The organism is Ochrobactrum sp. Q0168 (assembly GCF_016427605.1).
In the GTDB taxonomy this organism is placed as follows: Bacteria; Pseudomonadota; Alphaproteobacteria; order Rhizobiales; family Rhizobiaceae; genus Brucella.
Genome location: NZ_JAELXQ010000002.1, coordinates 280,823 through 297,230, shown reverse-complemented (window position 1 = coordinate 297,230; position 16,408 = coordinate 280,823). Strand labels below are relative to the sequence as shown.

The window sequence follows — 16,408 nt, the reverse complement described above, 5'->3', positions numbered from 1 at the left end:
TATGGCAATCTATCCAAATAGGAAGTTTCGGTTATTTAATCGCCGCATTCTTTCTGAATATGCCCTAATATGCGGAATTAAATCGATTTGATTCGGGAGTAGCATCATGGCAAGAGACGCGACGAAGCTTGAAGCAACGGTCGCCAAGCTGAAAAAGCATTGGACGGAGAATGCCCCGCAGGACATGCGCGCGGCATTTCAATCCGATCCGGGCCGGTTCGAGCGTTATTCACTCTCGCTGGACGATCTCTTGTTCGACTGGTCGAAATGTCGGGTCAATGACGAGACCATTGCGCTTTTGAAGGAACTGGCGCTGGCCGCCGACGTGGAAGGCCGCCGCGCCGCCATGTTCGCAGGCGAGCACATCAACAACACCGAAGACCGCGCCGTGCTGCATGTGGCCTTGCGCGACACCTCGTCCAGGGAAGTGCTCGTTGACGGCCACAATGTGCTGCCGGACGTGAAACAGGTTCTGGATCGCATGGCGGCCTTTGCGGACGGCATCCGTTCGGGCGCGCTGAAGGGTGCGACGGGCAAGAAGATCACCGATATCGTCAATATCGGCATTGGCGGTTCCGATCTCGGCCCGGTGATGGCGACGCTGGCGCTGGCGCCTTATCATGACGGTCCGCGCGCGCATTTCGTGTCCAACATCGACGGCGCGCATATTGCCGATACGCTGGCCCCGCTCGATCCGGCGACGACGCTGATCATCATCGCCTCGAAGACCTTCACGACCATCGAAACCATGACCAATGCGCAGACGGCGCGCAAATGGATTGCCGATGCGCTGGGCGAAGCTGCGGTGGGTGCGCATTTCGCCGCCGTATCCACGGCGCTCGACAAGGTTGCGGCTTTCGGCATTGCCGAAGAGCGCGTGTTCGGTTTCTGGGATTGGGTCGGCGGTCGCTATTCGGTATGGTCGGCCATTGGCCTGCCGGTGATGATCGCCGTCGGCCCGGATAATTTCCGCAAGTTCCTCGCCGGTGCGCACGCCATGGATGTGCATTTCCGCGATGCGCCGATGGAGAAGAACCTGCCCCTTTGGCTTGGCCTGATCGGCTATTGGCACCGGGCGATCTGCGGCTATGGCAGCCGCGCGATCATTCCTTATGATCAGCGCCTTTCGCGCCTTGCCGCCTATTTCCAGCAGCTCGACATGGAATCGAACGGCAAGAGCGTGACCGTTGACGGCAAGCCGGTTTCCGGCCCCACAGGTCCGGTTGTCTGGGGCGAGCCCGGCACCAATGGCCAGCACGCTTTCTTCCAGCTTCTGCATCAGGGCACGGATACCATTCCGCTGGAATTCATCGTGGCCGCCAAGGGGCATGAGCCTGAACTCGATCATCAGCATGAAATGCTTCTGGCCAACTGCCTCGCGCAGTCGGAAGCACTGATGAAGGGTCGCACGCTGGACGAAGCCCGCGCCCAGTTGCAGGCGAAGAAAATGCCGCAAGCCGATGTCGAACGCATTGCGCCGCATCGCGTCTTCTCCGGCAACCGCCCGTCGCTGACGCTGGTTCACGACATGCTCACCCCCTATGCGCTGGGTCGCCTCGTCGCGCTTTATGAACACCGCGTGTTCGTGGAAGCGCAGATTTTCGGCATCAATGCTTTCGACCAGTGGGGCGTGGAACTGGGCAAGGAACTTGCGACCGAATTGCTGCCGGTGGTTTCCGGCACGGAATCGGCTGGCACCCGCGACGCCTCCACGCAAGGACTTGTCGCGCATCTGCACGCGCGACGCAAAGCTTGACGGCATAATCCTGCGTAATAGAAATGATGTGGAGCCGGGTTTGTACCAGACCCGGCTCCATTCGTATAAAGTGAAATGGGACGAGACATGAAGACCGAGATCATCAAATTTGCGGGCGACGTACCGGGCAATGCCATCGAACTGCGCGTGCTGCGCTTTGCGGGCAAGGGTGGCGATGCGCCGACCGCTTATCTGCAATCCTCGCTGCACGGTTCGGAACTGCCGGGGCAGGCGGCACTTCATTTCCTCATCCCGATGCTGAAAAAGGCTGGTGAAGAAGGCCGCATTCTGGGCGACATCACCGTGGTGCCGCAGGCCAATCCGATCGGTTCGAACCAGTGGCAGACCTATCAGCATCAGGGCCGTTTCGAGATGTTCTCGGCGGTGAACTTCAATCGCGCTTTCCCGCTGCTGCCGGATTTCGACACGTCGGAATTGCCTGGTCCCGATGCGCCGGAAGCGCTGGCCAAGCGTCTCAAGGCGACGCTTTTGAAACTCGCTCTGCCGAACGATATCGTGCTCGATCTGCATTGCGACGACGAGAGCGAAAACTATGTCTATATCGCCGATGAATTCGTGGAAGACATGAAGGATCTGGCGGTCGCGCTCAATTCCACGGCAATCCTTGCCTGGGACACGACAGCGGACGCCGCCTTCGAGGAAGCCTGTGCGCATCCCGTTCTGCAACTGCCGAAGGACAAGCGCGACATGAAGCGCCGCGCCGTGACCACGGTGGAATTCCGCGGCCTGACCGATGTTTATGCCGATATGGGCAAGGGCGACGCGGAAGGTCTCTACAAATTCCTCGTGCATCGCGGCGTCATCCGCGAGGAGAGCGTCAGGCTCGACCTTGATTATAAGGGCCTCATCTCGCCGCTCTCGCATGTCGAAATGGTCCGCGCGCCGCAAGGCGGCATGGTGTTCTTCCATGTCGAGCCGGGCGATCAGGTGGAAGCAGGCGCGAAGCTTGTGACGATTGTCACCGTGCCGGGCGAACCCGAGCACGATATTGTCATGACCGCACCGCAGGCCGGCCGCATCCTGACGCGCCGCTCGCTGCGCTATGTGCGTCGCGGCGACGATCTTCTGAAGCTGCTCGGCGCAAAGCCGTCAGCTGTCAAGAAGCGTGCAGGCGCACTCGAAGCATGAGCGCGACGCTTCTCGCCGACCGCCTGAAAGATATCCGTGCCGTTCTTTTCGATAAGGACGGCACGCTGATCGATTTCGACCGCACGTGGTTTTCAGTGTCATGGACATTGGCGCAGCGTTCTGCGAAGGGCGATGAACCGCATGCGCGCTCTCTGCTCGATGCCGGTGGCTATGACTGGACGGCAAAGCGCTTTCGCGCCAATTCGGTGATTGCGGCGGGCACGGTGGAAGACATGGTTTCGCTCTGGCATCCCGAACTCAACGACGGTGACCGGCGCAATCTGATTGGCGAATATGACCGCTATGCGGTGGCGGAGGGCGCGCGTTCGGCGGTCGCCATCGAAGGCCTGCGCGAAACGCTGGAAGCGCTGCGCGCCATGGGCTATCGGCTGGGCATTGCGACGAATGATTCCGAGGCGGGCGCCCATGCGACCGCCAAGGCGCTTGGCATTGAGGGCTTCTTCGACGTGATCATCGGTTATGACACGGCGGCGCGGCCAAAACCCTATCCCGATCCCTTGCTGCATTTCGCACAGAAGCTCGGGCTTCAGCCGCGCGAAATCGCCATGGTGGGGGATAATCTGCACGATCTCGAAACCGCCCATGCGGCGGATGCGGGGCTTGCGGTCGGCGTCCTGTCAGGCAACAGCCCGCGCGAAGCGCTGGAACCGCATGCCGATGTGGTACTTCATTCCGTTGCCGGTCTGCCGCAACTGCTGAAAGCTATAACGTAACGCTTCCCATTTTCTGATCTTTCGTTCAGAAGAATTCACCGCGGCGACCCTTGCGGAAGCGGGGTCCTGCGGTAGCATGGCCGGGTTACAATCCAACCCGAGTTTATATCCCATGATCCTTATCGGCCAATATGATTCCCCTTTCGTGCGGCGGGTCGCAATCGCCATGCGCCTTTACGGCCTGCCATTCGAGCATTGGCCGTGGTCCACATTCGGCGACCGCGACAGGCTCGCGGAATATAACCCGCTCAGCCGCGTGCCGACCCTGTTGCTCGACGATGGCGAGGTGCTGATCGAAAGCGCGGCGATCCTTGATTATCTCGACGAGATTGCCGATGCCGGAAAGCCGCTGATTGCTGGTCACGGCATTGAGCGGCGTCAGGCGCTGAAGATTTGCGCGCTGGCGACCGGGCTTGCCGACAAGGCGGTGAGCCTTCTCTATGAGGGCTTGCTTCGCAGCGAACAATCGCCGGTCTGGGTGGAGCGCTGCGAAACGCAGATCGGGCGGGTGCTCGATGGTCTGGAGGAGGAGCTTTCGGCTCGGGGTTCGTCCTACTGGTTCGGAGTCGATATCGGCCACGCGGATATAGCGGTTGCCTGTGCGCTGCGTTTCCTTGGCGAGGCCCATGGACGTCTCTTCGACACAGCGAGATATCCGGCGCTGGCAACGCTCGCCGGGCGTTGCGAGGCGCTTGCACCCTTTCAGGAAATCGTGCAGCCGCTCGCTCCGCCATCGGCGTGACCCAGAGCATTTCCAGCAAAAGTGCGAAGCGGTTTTGTGTCCGGAAATGCGTAAGAATAAAGACTTAGAGCGGTTCCGACGATTCCGTTTTAACCGGAACCGCTCTAAAGAGAACAGCCGGGGCAAAACCCCGGCTGTTGATTTGGGCGATCAGTCGCGCAATTCGCGCCGCAGGATTTTACCCACATTGCTTTTCGGCAGGCTTTCGCGGAATTCCACTTCGCGCGGGCGCTTGTAGTTGGTCAGCCGTTCGGCGCAGAAGGCCTTGACCTCATCTGCCGTCAGGTTCGGATCGCGGCGCACCACATAGAGCTTCACCACTTCGCCCGAATGTTCGTTGGGAACGCCGATGGCAGCTGATTCCACAATGCCCGGATGCTCCGCCGCAACTTCCTCGATCTCGTTCGGATAGACGTTGAAACCGGAAACGAGGATCATATCCTTCTTGCGATCGACGATCTTCGTATAGCCGCGCTCATCCATGAAACCCATGTCGCCGGTGCGAAAAAAACCGTCCGGCATGATGGCGCGCGCGGTTTCGTCGGGCCGGTTCCAGTAGCCTTTCATCACCTGCGGGCCGCGCACGCAGATTTCACCGACTTCGCCCAGCGGAAGATCATTGCCATCGTCATCGCGGATGGTGATATCGGTCGATGGCATCGGCAGGCCGATGGTGCCGCTGAACTCGGTTGCGTCCAGCGCATTGGCGCTGGCGACCGGAGAGGTTTCCGAAAGGCCATAGCCTTCGGTGATCAGGCAGCCAGTCATTTCCTGCCAGCGTTCGGCCACCGGGCGCTGCACCGCCATGCCGCCGCCGAGCGTCAGGATCATCGGCTTGAAATCCAGCGTTTTGAAATCGGGATTGTTCATCAGGCCGTTGAACAGCGTGTTGAGGCCGGGGAAAATGTGGAACGGATATTTCTTCAGTTCCTTGACGAAGCCCGGAATGTCGCGCGGATTGGGGATCAGGATGTTGCGCGCGCCAAGCTTCATGCCCAGCATCGCATTCACGGTCAGCGCGAAGATGTGATAGAGCGGCAGCGCGCAGACATAGTTGATCGCCTTGGGCCGGCCCTTGATGCGGAAGGCCACTTCGGTCCAAAGTCCCATCTGCTCGACATTGGCAAGGATGTTGCTGTGGGTGAGCATCGCCCCCTTGGAAATGCCCGTCGTGCCGCCCGTATATTGCAGGAAGGCAAGGTCCGATCCCTCGACGGGAACCGGATTGAAGGGCTTCGACTTGCCTTGCGCCAGCGCATCCCTGAAGCTGACATGGCCCGGAAGGTTCCAGGCCGGAACCATCTTCTTGACCTTGCGTACAACCAGATTGACGATGTGGCCCTTGAGCCCCAGCATGTCGCCCATGGTCGCCACGATGATGGTCGACAGCTTGACGGAGGGCAGGGTCTTCTCAACGGTCGCAGCGAAATTCTCCAGCACGATCAGTGCCTTCGCACCGGAATCGTTGAGCTGGTGCTCCAGTTCGCGCGGCGTATAGAGCGGATTGACATTCACCACCACGAAACCGGCGCGCAGCACGGCGGCAATCGCAATGGGATATTGCAGCACGTTCGGCATCATGATGGCGACTCGGTCGCCCTTGACCAGACCGCGTGATTGCAGGAATGCGGCGAGCGCCCGCGCATTCTCATCAAGCTCTTTATAGGTCAGGTCCTTGCCCATGCAGGCGAAGGCAGGATTGGCAGGAAACTGGCGGCAGGCGGTTGTGATCATGTCGCCGATGGACGTTGAGCGGTTGAGTTCGATTTCATAGGGGACGCCAGCCGGATAGGATTGCAGCCAGTAGCGGTTCAATTGTCCGGTTCCAGCATCGGCTTGCTGCGCCATGACGGCTTCGGTTGCAGATGCGCTTTTCCCTGTCGCTTTTTTTGCCATCTTTTCTCCCCGGATCGCTCCGTCCGTTGTAGCTGGCGGTTTGCTCCCCGCCCATCGCCCAAGCTCACCCGTCCTCCCGGGTCGCTTCCTCGCGAATAATGTGGTCGAGTTTCCACATCTTCGCAAGGCTTACATTGACGTAAACGTAAAATATTGCAGTGTCGAGTCTTCCTGAAAAACTTTAGCGATGGCTGGATTATGATTGCCCGTCGGTATCGAAAACACGGTCGGCAACCCCGAAAATGCCGATACTGAGAGCCGAAACGCAGCGTTTTCGCGTCTGGCCGGTCTCAATCGTTTCTTCGTAAAGACTGAATATGCGTCCTGACCGCCTTGCTGCCGCCGGTCACCAGATCGAAATTCTTTTCGCTGCGCAGCCATTCATTGAGCAGCCCGCTGACAATTGCGAGCAAGATCGGGGCTGCGGTGCTGGCCGTCCATTCCGGCGAAAGTTCGCCGCGCCGTTCCGCAACGTCCAGAAGGCCGGTGAAAAGCGACAGCACATTGTCGCGTGCTTCCTTGATGCGCTCCACCACGGGGGCCATTTCGCCCACATATTCGCAGCGCTGGTTGATGATGGTGAAAATGACCTGCTGACGCTCATTCGTCACGAACAGCTCCAGCGCCGAAAGAATGGATTGTTCGAGGACATTGAGCGGGTTGGGATGGTCGACGCGTGCCGCCTGCAGCATGATCTCTTCTTGCGGAAACCGCGCCTGTCCGATGATGGCCTGAAAGATGTCGAGCTTGTCATGAAAGTGGAAATAGATTGCCCCGCGGGTCACCCCCGCATGGGATGCAATTTCCATGAGCGATGACTGATTAACGCCGCGTTCGAGAAACATCTGTTCGGCGGCTAACAATATGGCTTCCCGCGTTTCGGCGGCTTCGGCTTTGGTTCGGCGCATTTTTGTCTCGATCTGCCGGAAAAGACTGGATTTCCTTGCTTTTTCGGCTGTACCGTGGATAAATCATTCGTGATCTACCTTTGAGCTTATTGACTATAGCATCGCAAATCGTGTTTACAAACAGATATGTATGTTTAATTGGCCGCACCTAATAGGCATCGCTTAATGGGCATCACCGGGGCGACAACAAGGGCAACACCCACTATGACCATCCATCGTTCTATTCGGCTTTTTGCGGCAGGGGCCGCTTTTCTTGTTTTTGCAGGGCAGCCTGTTTTTGCACAGGCACCGGCAGGCGCACCGCCTGCGCAGGTTGCAGTCGTGACGATCAGGCCGCATGACGTGCCCGTCACCTATGAATATGCAGCGCGCATCAGCGCCTATCGCAATGTGCAGGTTCGCGCCCGTGTTGGCGGCATTCTCCTGCACCGCAATTTCGTCGAGGGCACCGAGGTGAAGGCCGGCGAAGTGCTGTTCGAAATCGACCCGGCGCCCTATCAGGCCGAGCTTGAAAAGGCACAGGCTCAGGTTGCCCAGGCCCAGGCGCAGTATCAGCAATCCATCCGCGATGCGGAACGCGCCGACCAGCTGGTCCAGCAAAAGGTGCAGAGCACGGCAGTTCGCGATACCGCATTTGCGACCCGCGATCTGAACAAAGCTGCGGTCGCAGCCGCCCAGGCCCAATTGCGCACCGCCGAGCTCAATCTCAGCTATACCAAGGTAACTGCGCCGATCAGCGGCATCACAAGCCAGGAACAGGTCTCCGAGGGCAGCTTGATCGGTACGGATGCGGCGTCGAGCCTGCTGACGTCGATCACGCAGCTCGATCCGGTCTATGTGAACTTCTCATTCACCGACACGGAATCTGCCGAAATCCAGAAACTGCGCGCCGAACGTGGTGCCACAGGCGAAGATGCCGACCGTCTCAAGATCAAGATCCTGTTCGGCGACGGCCAGCCCTATGATCATGAAGGCACAATCGACTTCACCTCGTCGTCGCTGGATACGGAAACGGGAACGCTCGGCGCTCGTGCCGTGGTCCAGAACCCGGATCGCCGCCTTATCCCAGGCCAGTTCGTGCGCGCCGTCATTCTCGGCATCCAGGTGAAAAACGCTGTCACGATCCCGAAGGCTGCTTTGATGCAGGGCCCGCAGCTGCAATTCGTCTATGTCGTCAACAAGGACGATGTCGTGGAGGTGCGTCCGGTCACGGTTGCGCGTGAACTCGCCGACGAATGGCTGATCTCCGATGGCCTCAAGGAAGGTGACCGCGTTGTGACGGAAGGCGTCATCAAGGCGCATCCGGGCGCCAAGGTGCAGCCTGTCGACGCGGCGGCGACCGGCAACAAGGAAGCATCGTCGGCTGAAGCTGGCAAGGAACAGGCGGCAGGCAACAAATGAACAAGTTTTTCGTAGACCGCCCCGTTTTTGCGGCGGTCATATCCATTGTGCTTGTGCTTGCGGGGCTTATCTGCATCCGCATCCTGCCGATCGCTCAATATCCGGAGCTGACGCCGCCCCAGGTGGTGGTCACGGCGACCTATCCGGGCGCAAGCGCGGAAACAGTGACGCAGACGGTCGCTGCTCCGCTGGAACAGCAGATCAACGGCGTCGAGAACATGCTTTACATGCAGTCCTCGAGCCTTGGCAGCGGCACCATGCAGCTGACCGTGACCTTTGCGCTGGGCACCGATCCCGATCAGGCCACGATCAACGTCAACAACCGCGTTCAGCGCGCCACCACCTCGCTTCCGCAGGAAGTGCAGCGTCTCGGTGTGACCGTGGACAAGCGCTCCACTACCATTCTGGGCATGGTCGCCATGTTCGCGGAAGAGGGGCGTTATGACCGTACCTATGTCGGCAACTATGCGCTTTTGAACGTCATCGACGATCTCAAGCGTCTGTCGGGCGTGGGCGACGTGCAACTGCTCGGCAATATCGACTATTCGATGCGCATCTGGCTGCGTCCGGACAAGCTGGCGCAGTATAATCTGACGCCGACCGACGTGCAGGTCGCCATTCAGGAGCAGAACGCGCAGTTCGCGGCGGGCCGCTTCGGCGACCAGCCCGATCCGCAGGCTGGTCCGTTTACCTATACGGCCACGACGCAGGGCCGTCTGCCGGACACCAAGGCGTTTGAAAACATCATTTTGCGGTCGAGCCCCAATGCGGCGACGCTGCGCCTGAAAGACGTGGCGCGCGTGGAGCTTGGCACCGAAAGCTATCTCGTTGACAGTAATCTCAATGGAACGCCCGCCGTTCCGATTGCGATCTATCTGCAGCCGGGCGCCAACGCGCTCAACACGATGGAACTCATCCAGAATCGTATGGATGAGCTGAAGGCCAGTTTCCCGGCGGGCATCAATTATTCGATCCCGTTCGACACGACCAAGTTCATCAAGGTCTCGGTCGAGGAAGTGATCCACACCTTCATCGAGGCCATCATCCTCGTTGTTCTGGTGGTGTTCATCTTTCTGCAAAACTGGCGCGCAACCCTCATTCCCGTTATCGCGGTGCCGATCTCGATCATCGGTACATTTGCGGGCATGTATGTGTTGGGCTTCTCGATCAACCTCCTGACTTTGTTCGGTCTGGTTCTCGCGATTGGTATCGTCGTGGACGACGCCATCGTGGTGCTGGAAAACGTCGAACGTATTATGACGACAGAGAAATTGTCGCCGCGCAAGGCCGCCATCAAGGCCATGGGCGAAGTGACCGGTCCGGTTGTCGCGATTGTTCTCGTGCTCTGCGCGGTGTTCATTCCGGTTGCCTTCATGGGCGGTCTTGTCGGTGAAATGTACAAGCAGTTCGCCGTCACCATCGCGATCTCTGTCGTGTTGTCGGGTACGGTGGCGCTGACGCTCACACCGGCGCTCTGCGCGCTGATCCTGAAGCCGGGGCATCACGAGCCGATCCTGCCTTTCCGCATCTTCAACCGGTTCTTCGACCGGGTGACCGAAGGCTATGCGACGGGCGTTCGCTTTTTCCTGAAGCGCGCGGCCATCGGTCTTTTGATCTTTGCAGGTCTTCTAGGCAGCACCTATTTCCTGTTCCAGAAGGTCCCGAGCTCGCTCCTGCCGGATGAAGATCAGGGCTTCCTGTTCAGTGTCGCCATTCTGCCTCCGGCGGCTTCGCTGGAACGCACGACGGCTGTGCTCAATCAGGCAAGCGAGAACATTCGCAAGAATCCCGCTGTGGAAAACGTGTTCGCCGTATCCGGCTTCGACCTTCTGTCGGGCGGTCTGAAAACCAGTGCGGGCACCATGTTCATCATGCTTAAGGACTGGAAGGAACGCACCACGCCGGATCTCGACGCGCGTAATCTGCCGGGCGCGATCATGGGCATGAATGCGGGGATCAAGGACGGCCTTGTGCTGGCTTTCAATCCGCCGCCGATTCTGGGCCTCAGCACGACCGGCGGTTTCGAACTCTATGTTCAGGATCGTACGGGCGGTGGCGTGCAATCGCTGACCGACGCCACGAAGCTGCTCACCGATGCAGCGGCCAAGCGGCCCGAGCTTGCCGGCGTGCGCACGACATTCGATCCGAATGTTCCGCAATACGACATCCAGCTCGACCGCGAAAAGGCCAAGGCGATGGGTGTGCCGATCAATTCGGTATTTACCGCCATGCAGGCGACTTTCGGCAGTGTCTATGTCAATGACTTCACGCTGTTCGGTCGCAACTATCAGGTCAACCTGCAGTCCGAGGCGGAGTTCCGCCGCGATCCGAGCGATCTGAAACATGTGTTCGTGCGCGCCAATTCCGGCAGCATGATCCCGCTCAGCGCGCTGGTGACCGTCAAGCGTATCGTCGGCCCCGACCAGCTCGAACGTTTCAACGCGTTCAACGCTGCGAAGGTCACCGGCAATCCGGCTCCAGGCTACACGTCTGGCGACGCCATCAAGGCGATGCAGGAAGTGGCGGCGGAAGTGCTGCCGCAGGGCTTCCAGATCGCGTGGACGGGTTCCGCCTATCAGGAAGTCACGACCAGCGGCACCGGTTCGCAGGCCATGATATTCGGTCTTCTGATGGTGTTCCTCATTCTGGCTGCCCAGTATGAGCGCTGGAGCCTGCCGCTTGCGGTTATCACGGCGGTGCCTTTCGCGATCTTCGGTGCGCTTCTGGCCACCCATCTGCGCGGACTGACCAATGACGTGTATTTCCAGATCGGTCTGGTGACCCTCATCGGTCTTGCGGCAAAGAACGCGATCCTGATCGTGGAATTTGCCGTGCTGGAACGCGAGACGGGCAAATCCGCCTTCGACGCGGCGCTGTCTGCGGCGCGCCTGCGCTTCCGCCCGATTGTGATGACCTCGCTGGCCTTCATTCTCGGCGTGGTGCCGCTGGCCATCAGCTCGGGTGCAGGCTCGGCCAGCCGTCACTCCATCGGTACGGGCGTTATCGGCGGTATGCTCGTGGCAACCTTCGTTGCAACGCTCTTCATCCCGATGTTCTACAGCCTCATTGCACGCAAGCCGCCGAAGCGGCCTGAGGATGAGGATGATGCAATCGAGCAGACACCTTCGGCCCATGATGCGCCAAATGGTTCCGGCGGCGGCCTCTAGACCGCCACTTAAAGAACTAAAAAGCAAAAGCCCCGCTTATCCGGCGGGGCTTTTCATTTGCTCAAAATCTTGTTTCGCGAACATCCTCACCGGAATGTTCTGAGTGGCTCGACAATCAAATACCGCCGCAGATCCCGGTCTCCTCAAACTAGGATTCTGGCCAAATGCCGATCAGTGCAGCAGCGAGCCGATGCTCTGGAACAATGCCCAGCCGAGAAACGCAGCCGGTACGGTCAGAGCCGCCAGCATGATCCCCAGAAAGACATACGCCGCTTCATTCGGCGAGCGTTTGGTTTGTTCCGGAGCTTTGTGCCATTGTGCAGGAACGCCATCAAACATCGTATAAATCCTCCTTCTCCCCATGCCAGATTAGGGATCGAAGGCTTATTTCTTCAAGTCAAAATAAATCGATGTATTTTACCTTGCGTTTGTGGTAAAAGCGCCGCATAACTGCTTGATATCGGTCGATTTATCAGTCTGATTAGCGCCAAAATCCTCCAAAAGTGCTTGATAGTTAACATTTTTACTTTATTATTGTAAGTATTGTTATATCCGAAGTTTCAAAAATTTCTGAAAACCGAAATCGATCCGCATGTGATCTGCGTCAAAATGGCACGCATTCGTGAACGACGGTTTGGAGCTGTTTGTGCTGCCTTTAGCGCTCGTGGTTGCGCCACGTGTTGTTCGCGTGAGTCGCTTCAGGCGGGCGAAGCGGGCTTCAGTAGAAACTGGTCGGGAAGTAGCGCAGGTAAAGCTCGTTCAGGACGCCCTTTTGTTGCAAGGCCTGCAGGGCATTGTTGATGGCGCTGGCAATGGCGGCATCCTCACGGGTGACGGCGACGCTGAGACCGGTTCCCAGATATTGCGGCGCGAGATAGGGGCCATCGGTAAATGAGCAGCAATTGCCGCTTTCGCCATCGTTAAGCCAGAAGGACAGCCCCATGCCGTCATCGAACACGCTGTCGAGCTTGCCGCCTTTCAGGTCGGCCAGCATGGCTTGCCGGTCCGGATATGGCTTCGCCAGCGCCTGCGGGAAATAGCTCTTGAGCAGTTGCTCATGCGCGGTGCCGGCAACCACGCCGACCGACTTGCCGCTGGTCGCAAGCGCTGCGGGTTGCGTGAAGCTCTTGCTGTTCTGTGTCGCAAAGCGCGCAGGCAGGCGCATATAGCTACGCGAAAAGACGAAATTCTTCCGCCGGTCCTCCGTTGGTTGCCAGCCCCCGATAATTGCTTCCGCATCGCCCTTCAACACGCGGTCTTCCAGTTCGTCCCACGGAACGGCTTCAATCTGGCAAATATCCTCGATCCCGAGCTGGCGGCAAAGCGCCTTGGCCAGATCGACATTATAGCCGCTAAGCTGCCCCTGATTGTTGAGCATGTTGAAAGGCGGAAAATCCACCGTGGTGACGAACCGCAGCCGCGTTAGCTTTTGCAATGAAGGCAATGGCAAGCGTTCCGTCTGGTTGACGAAATTCGGAGCAGATGGAGCCGTCTGCGCGAAAGCAGTCGGGCTTGCCGCCAGTGCGCCAGCCAAAATCATCAAGCTTGAAAGATAGCGTTTCATGGCCAGGCTTCCTATCAGCTCCGGCATAATTTCGCGTTAACGCGTAACTTGCAAGGGTTGCATGTTGATTGGATTGCAAAATACTGGTTGCATTTTTACAATATTCTTTTACTTTCAATTTTACAATAATGAGCGAAGTTAAATAAAGCATACTATAATTATATTCTATAATTAGAATATAATAAATAAAAAATTTCTGATCTATATTTATCCAGCGTCGGGGGGCGTTATGAATAACGGATCGAGTGGCTTCGATCTGGAGATATGCGGTGCCATATCTGCCAGATTGCAGCGGCGTGGCATTGCACGGTGTTCGCTTGTCGGGGCTTATGGCGAAGCTGTGCGCAATGGGACTACATTCTGCGCTGAGCTTGTTCAGCAACCGGGCGTGACGGAAACCGCAGTTTTCGAAGCGATTGCAGACCTGCTGGGGCTTGAGTTCACGCAGGAAATCCTGCCGTCTCGCATATTCATTTCGGATGAAGACGCCATGCCGGGTCTGACTGATGTGGGGCAGGTCATGACCATCGGGCGGGACGGGACGACATATCTTTATATTGCGCCCATCGAACGTCGTATCAGAGGGCTGCTCGACCATGTGCGCGCCAACCCTTCGCTGCGCAACCGCATCCGCATCTGCACGCCGACACTGCTCAGGCAAATCTTGCGCCGGCGGTACAGCGCACGGTTGATCGATCGGGCGCGGCAGATGACGCCGCAATCCCTTTCGGCGGCCCGCGTGTTACACAGCTGGCAGGCCTTCGGCATCGCGATGGCGCTCTATTTGCTAATTGCCGCCATCATCAACTGGCCGCTCCAGACGGTTCTGGCGCTCCATGTCATGATGACGTTGTTCTTCTTCGGCTGCGTGTTGATCCGGTTGTTTGCCGTGACAACGGGTGGGCGTCTGCGGTTCGTGGAAATCCTGCCGCTGAAGAAACGGGATTTGCCGGTCTATTCCGTACTTGTGCCGCTTTATCGGGAAAAAGAGGTGATCGGCCAGCTGATTGCCGCTCTCAACGGGATCAACTGGCCGCGCAGCAAGCTGGAAATCAAGCTCGTCTGCGAGGAGGACGATTACGAGACACGCTTCGCGATAGAGCGTCATCATTTGCCCGCTAATTTCGAGGTCATTACCGTGCCGCCCGGTGGGCCGCGCACCAAGCCGAATGCGCTGAATTATGCGTTGCAATTCGTGCGCGGCGAAATTGTCGCGGTGTTCGACGCCGAGGACCGTCCGCATCCCGACCAATTGCGCGAGGCATGGCAGGCTTTTCGGCGCGATGGCGGTCAGCTTTCCTGCGTGCAGGCGCCACTGATCATCGGCAATTTTCGGCATAATCTTTTGACGCGCATGTTTGCCTTCGAATATGCGGCGCTGTTTCGCGGGCTGCTACCATGGCTGGCCAGCCGAGGGCTGGTCATTCCGCTTGGCGGGACGTCCAATCATTTCCGCCGGTCATGCCTGGAAGAGGTCGGCGGCTGGGATGCCTTCAACGTAACCGAGGATGCCGATCTTGGCATTCGCCTGGCGCGCTATGGGTACCGCATCGGCACCATCAGTCGCGGCACTATCGAGGATGCGCCGGAGGATTACGGCGTCTGGCGCAAGCAGCGCACGCGCTGGATCAAGGGCTGGATACAGACGTGGCTGGTGCACGCCCGCGACCCTTACACGGCCTTACACCAGCTTGGCGGCTGGCGCTTTGCGATCAACCAGATTTACACGCTTGGCATCATCGCATCGGCGCTGCTGCATCCCTTCATGCTGGTGACGCTGGCTGTCCTGTTCGTTGAACTGCTCGCGCAGCCGCTGACGCCAAGCAGCCTCGGACTACTTGTGCTGGATGTGGTGAATATTCTGCTCGCTTATCTCAGCTTCTATCTTCTCGGCGCCAAAACCATGGAGCCGACGGAGCGCGGCGGTTATGCCTATCTGTTGGCGATACCGATCTACTGGGTGCTGATTTCGCTCTCGGCCTGGCGGGCGCTGTGGCAGCTGGTGCGCAAGCCCCATCTCTGGGAGAAAACGCCGCACAGGCCGAGTATTTTTTACTTGGATGCCGACGACTGCGTGATGAATGCCGAACCGCGGCCGATAATGGACTGATCTTCCGGACCGATGGCGTCGAGATCACGGCCGTCATAGGGCAGGGTCAAAAGGATGCGCCGGATCGCGGCCAGTCGGGCGCGCCGCTTATCGTTGGAGCGCACGATGGTCCATGGCGCATAGCCGTTGTCGGTGCGTTCCAGCATGGTGTGGAGCGCTGCGGAATAATCATCCCAGCGCGAAATGCCGGCCACATCCATCGGTGAGAACTTCCAGCTCTTCAGCGGACTGTGGCGGCGCTCATGGAAGCGCTTCAGCTGCATTTCCTGGCCGATATCGAGCCAGAACTTGAACAGGTGAATGCCGTCCGTCACGATCATCCGTTCGAAATCCGGTGTTTCGGTGAGGAAGATTTCCAGCTGCGCCGGGGTGCAGAAACCCATCACCGATTCAACGCCGGCCCGGTTGTACCAGGAGCGGTCGAAGGTGACGAACTCTCCCGCGGTGGGGAAATGCGCAACATAGCGCTGGAAATACCACTGGCCGCTTTCGGTCGGGGTCGGTTTCGGCAGGGCGACGTTGCGTGCCGTGCGCGGGTTCATGAATTCGCGGATTGTGAAGATCGTCCCGCCTTTGCCCGCCGCATCGCGCCCTTCAAAAACGCTGATGACCCGCCCGCCGGTCGATTGCAGCCAGTATTGCAGCTTGACCAGCTCGATTTGCAGGCGTTCGAGCGTCGCTTCATATTCATCGCTCTTCATCTTCGACGAATAGGGATATCCGCCCGACTGCAGCGCCTGATCGTCAATCCAGTTGGGAAGCTTGGGGTCGTTGATATCGAACTTGCGGGTTTCTCCGCCGAGCTTCAGCTTGATCGGCTTGTCGATGGCTGGAATATCGCTTTTCTTGTCGTTCTTTTTGTTAGCTGTCTTCGAACTGTCACCCACGGCAATTCCCTTTCGTTTATATCAATCCATGATATGGGCAGATAAGAAGTTGCGTAAAGACGTCGCTGTGGATTTTGGGGCAGATCTTCGGCGC

At 58.4% G+C, this 16,408-nt stretch carries 12 protein-coding genes; 7 read left to right on the top strand and 5 right to left on the bottom strand.

What is annotated here, in order from left to right; all coding sequences use genetic code 11:
* The first annotated feature begins 106 nt into the window (after positions 1-106).
* The 4 genes from pgi (at position 107) to JAU75_RS05705 (ending at position 4,381) form a co-directional block, all read left to right on the top strand.
* Positions 107-1,756, top strand: coding sequence for a glucose-6-phosphate isomerase (gene pgi, locus JAU75_RS05720; RefSeq protein WP_199055400.1), 1,650 nt, complete (start codon positions 107-109; stop codon positions 1,754-1,756).
* Positions 1,757-1,843: 87 nt separating this feature from the next.
* Positions 1,844-2,905, top strand: coding sequence for a succinylglutamate desuccinylase/aspartoacylase family protein (locus tag JAU75_RS05715; protein ID WP_199055399.1), 1,062 nt, complete (start codon positions 1,844-1,846; stop codon positions 2,903-2,905).
* Positions 2,902-3,639, top strand: coding sequence for an HAD family hydrolase (locus tag JAU75_RS05710; protein ID WP_199055398.1), 738 nt, complete (start codon positions 2,902-2,904; stop codon positions 3,637-3,639). Before JAU75_RS05715 ends, JAU75_RS05710 begins: the two co-directional genes overlap by 4 nt.
* 112 nt (positions 3,640-3,751) lie before the next feature.
* Positions 3,752-4,381: a glutathione S-transferase family protein gene (locus JAU75_RS05705; RefSeq protein WP_199055397.1), complete on the top strand. Its 630-nt coding sequence runs from the start codon at positions 3,752-3,754 to the stop codon at positions 4,379-4,381.
* Between the two features lie 150 nt (positions 4,382-4,531).
* Here JAU75_RS05705 and JAU75_RS05700 read toward each other — a convergent pair whose 3' ends face one another.
* A complete protein-coding gene (locus tag JAU75_RS05700) occupies positions 4,532-6,277 on the bottom strand; it encodes a long-chain fatty acid--CoA ligase (protein ID WP_199055396.1) in 1,746 nt (581 codons plus the stop codon).
* Positions 6,278-6,567: 290 nt separating this feature from the next.
* Positions 6,568-7,185 (bottom strand): TetR family transcriptional regulator, encoded by a 618-nt coding sequence (locus tag JAU75_RS05695; RefSeq protein ID WP_199055395.1) that lies wholly within the window; start codon positions 7,183-7,185, stop codon positions 6,568-6,570.
* A gap of 204 nt (positions 7,186-7,389) precedes the next feature.
* On the opposite strand from JAU75_RS05695, the gene JAU75_RS05690 reads away from it, so the two are divergent.
* Entirely contained in the window at positions 7,390-8,586 is a 1,197-nt protein-coding gene (locus JAU75_RS05690; RefSeq protein WP_199055394.1) for an efflux RND transporter periplasmic adaptor subunit, read from the top strand.
* Entirely contained in the window at positions 8,583-11,753 is a 3,171-nt protein-coding gene (locus JAU75_RS05685) for an efflux RND transporter permease subunit (RefSeq protein ID WP_199055393.1), read from the top strand. Before JAU75_RS05690 ends, JAU75_RS05685 begins: the two co-directional genes overlap by 4 nt.
* 171 nt (positions 11,754-11,924) lie before the next feature.
* On the opposite strand, the gene JAU75_RS05680 is transcribed toward JAU75_RS05685, so the two are convergent.
* Entirely contained in the window at positions 11,925-12,092 is a 168-nt protein-coding gene (locus JAU75_RS05680) for a hypothetical protein (protein WP_199055391.1), read from the bottom strand.
* A gap of 379 nt (positions 12,093-12,471) precedes the next feature.
* Entirely contained in the window at positions 12,472-13,317 is an 846-nt protein-coding gene (locus JAU75_RS05675) for a transporter substrate-binding domain-containing protein (protein ID WP_199055389.1), read from the bottom strand.
* Positions 13,318-13,546: 229 nt separating this feature from the next.
* Between JAU75_RS05675 and JAU75_RS05670 the strand changes: the two genes are divergently transcribed.
* Positions 13,547-15,427: a glycosyltransferase gene (locus tag JAU75_RS05670; RefSeq protein ID WP_199055378.1), complete on the top strand. Its 1,881-nt coding sequence runs from the start codon at positions 13,547-13,549 to the stop codon at positions 15,425-15,427.
* Here JAU75_RS05670 and ppk2 read toward each other — a convergent pair.
* Positions 15,370-16,314, bottom strand: coding sequence for a polyphosphate kinase 2 (ppk2, locus tag JAU75_RS05665; RefSeq protein ID WP_199055370.1), 945 nt, complete (start codon positions 16,312-16,314; stop codon positions 15,370-15,372). The two genes, JAU75_RS05670 and ppk2, sit on opposite strands and share 58 nt — an antisense overlap.
* Between the last annotated feature and the right edge of the window lie 94 nt (positions 16,315-16,408).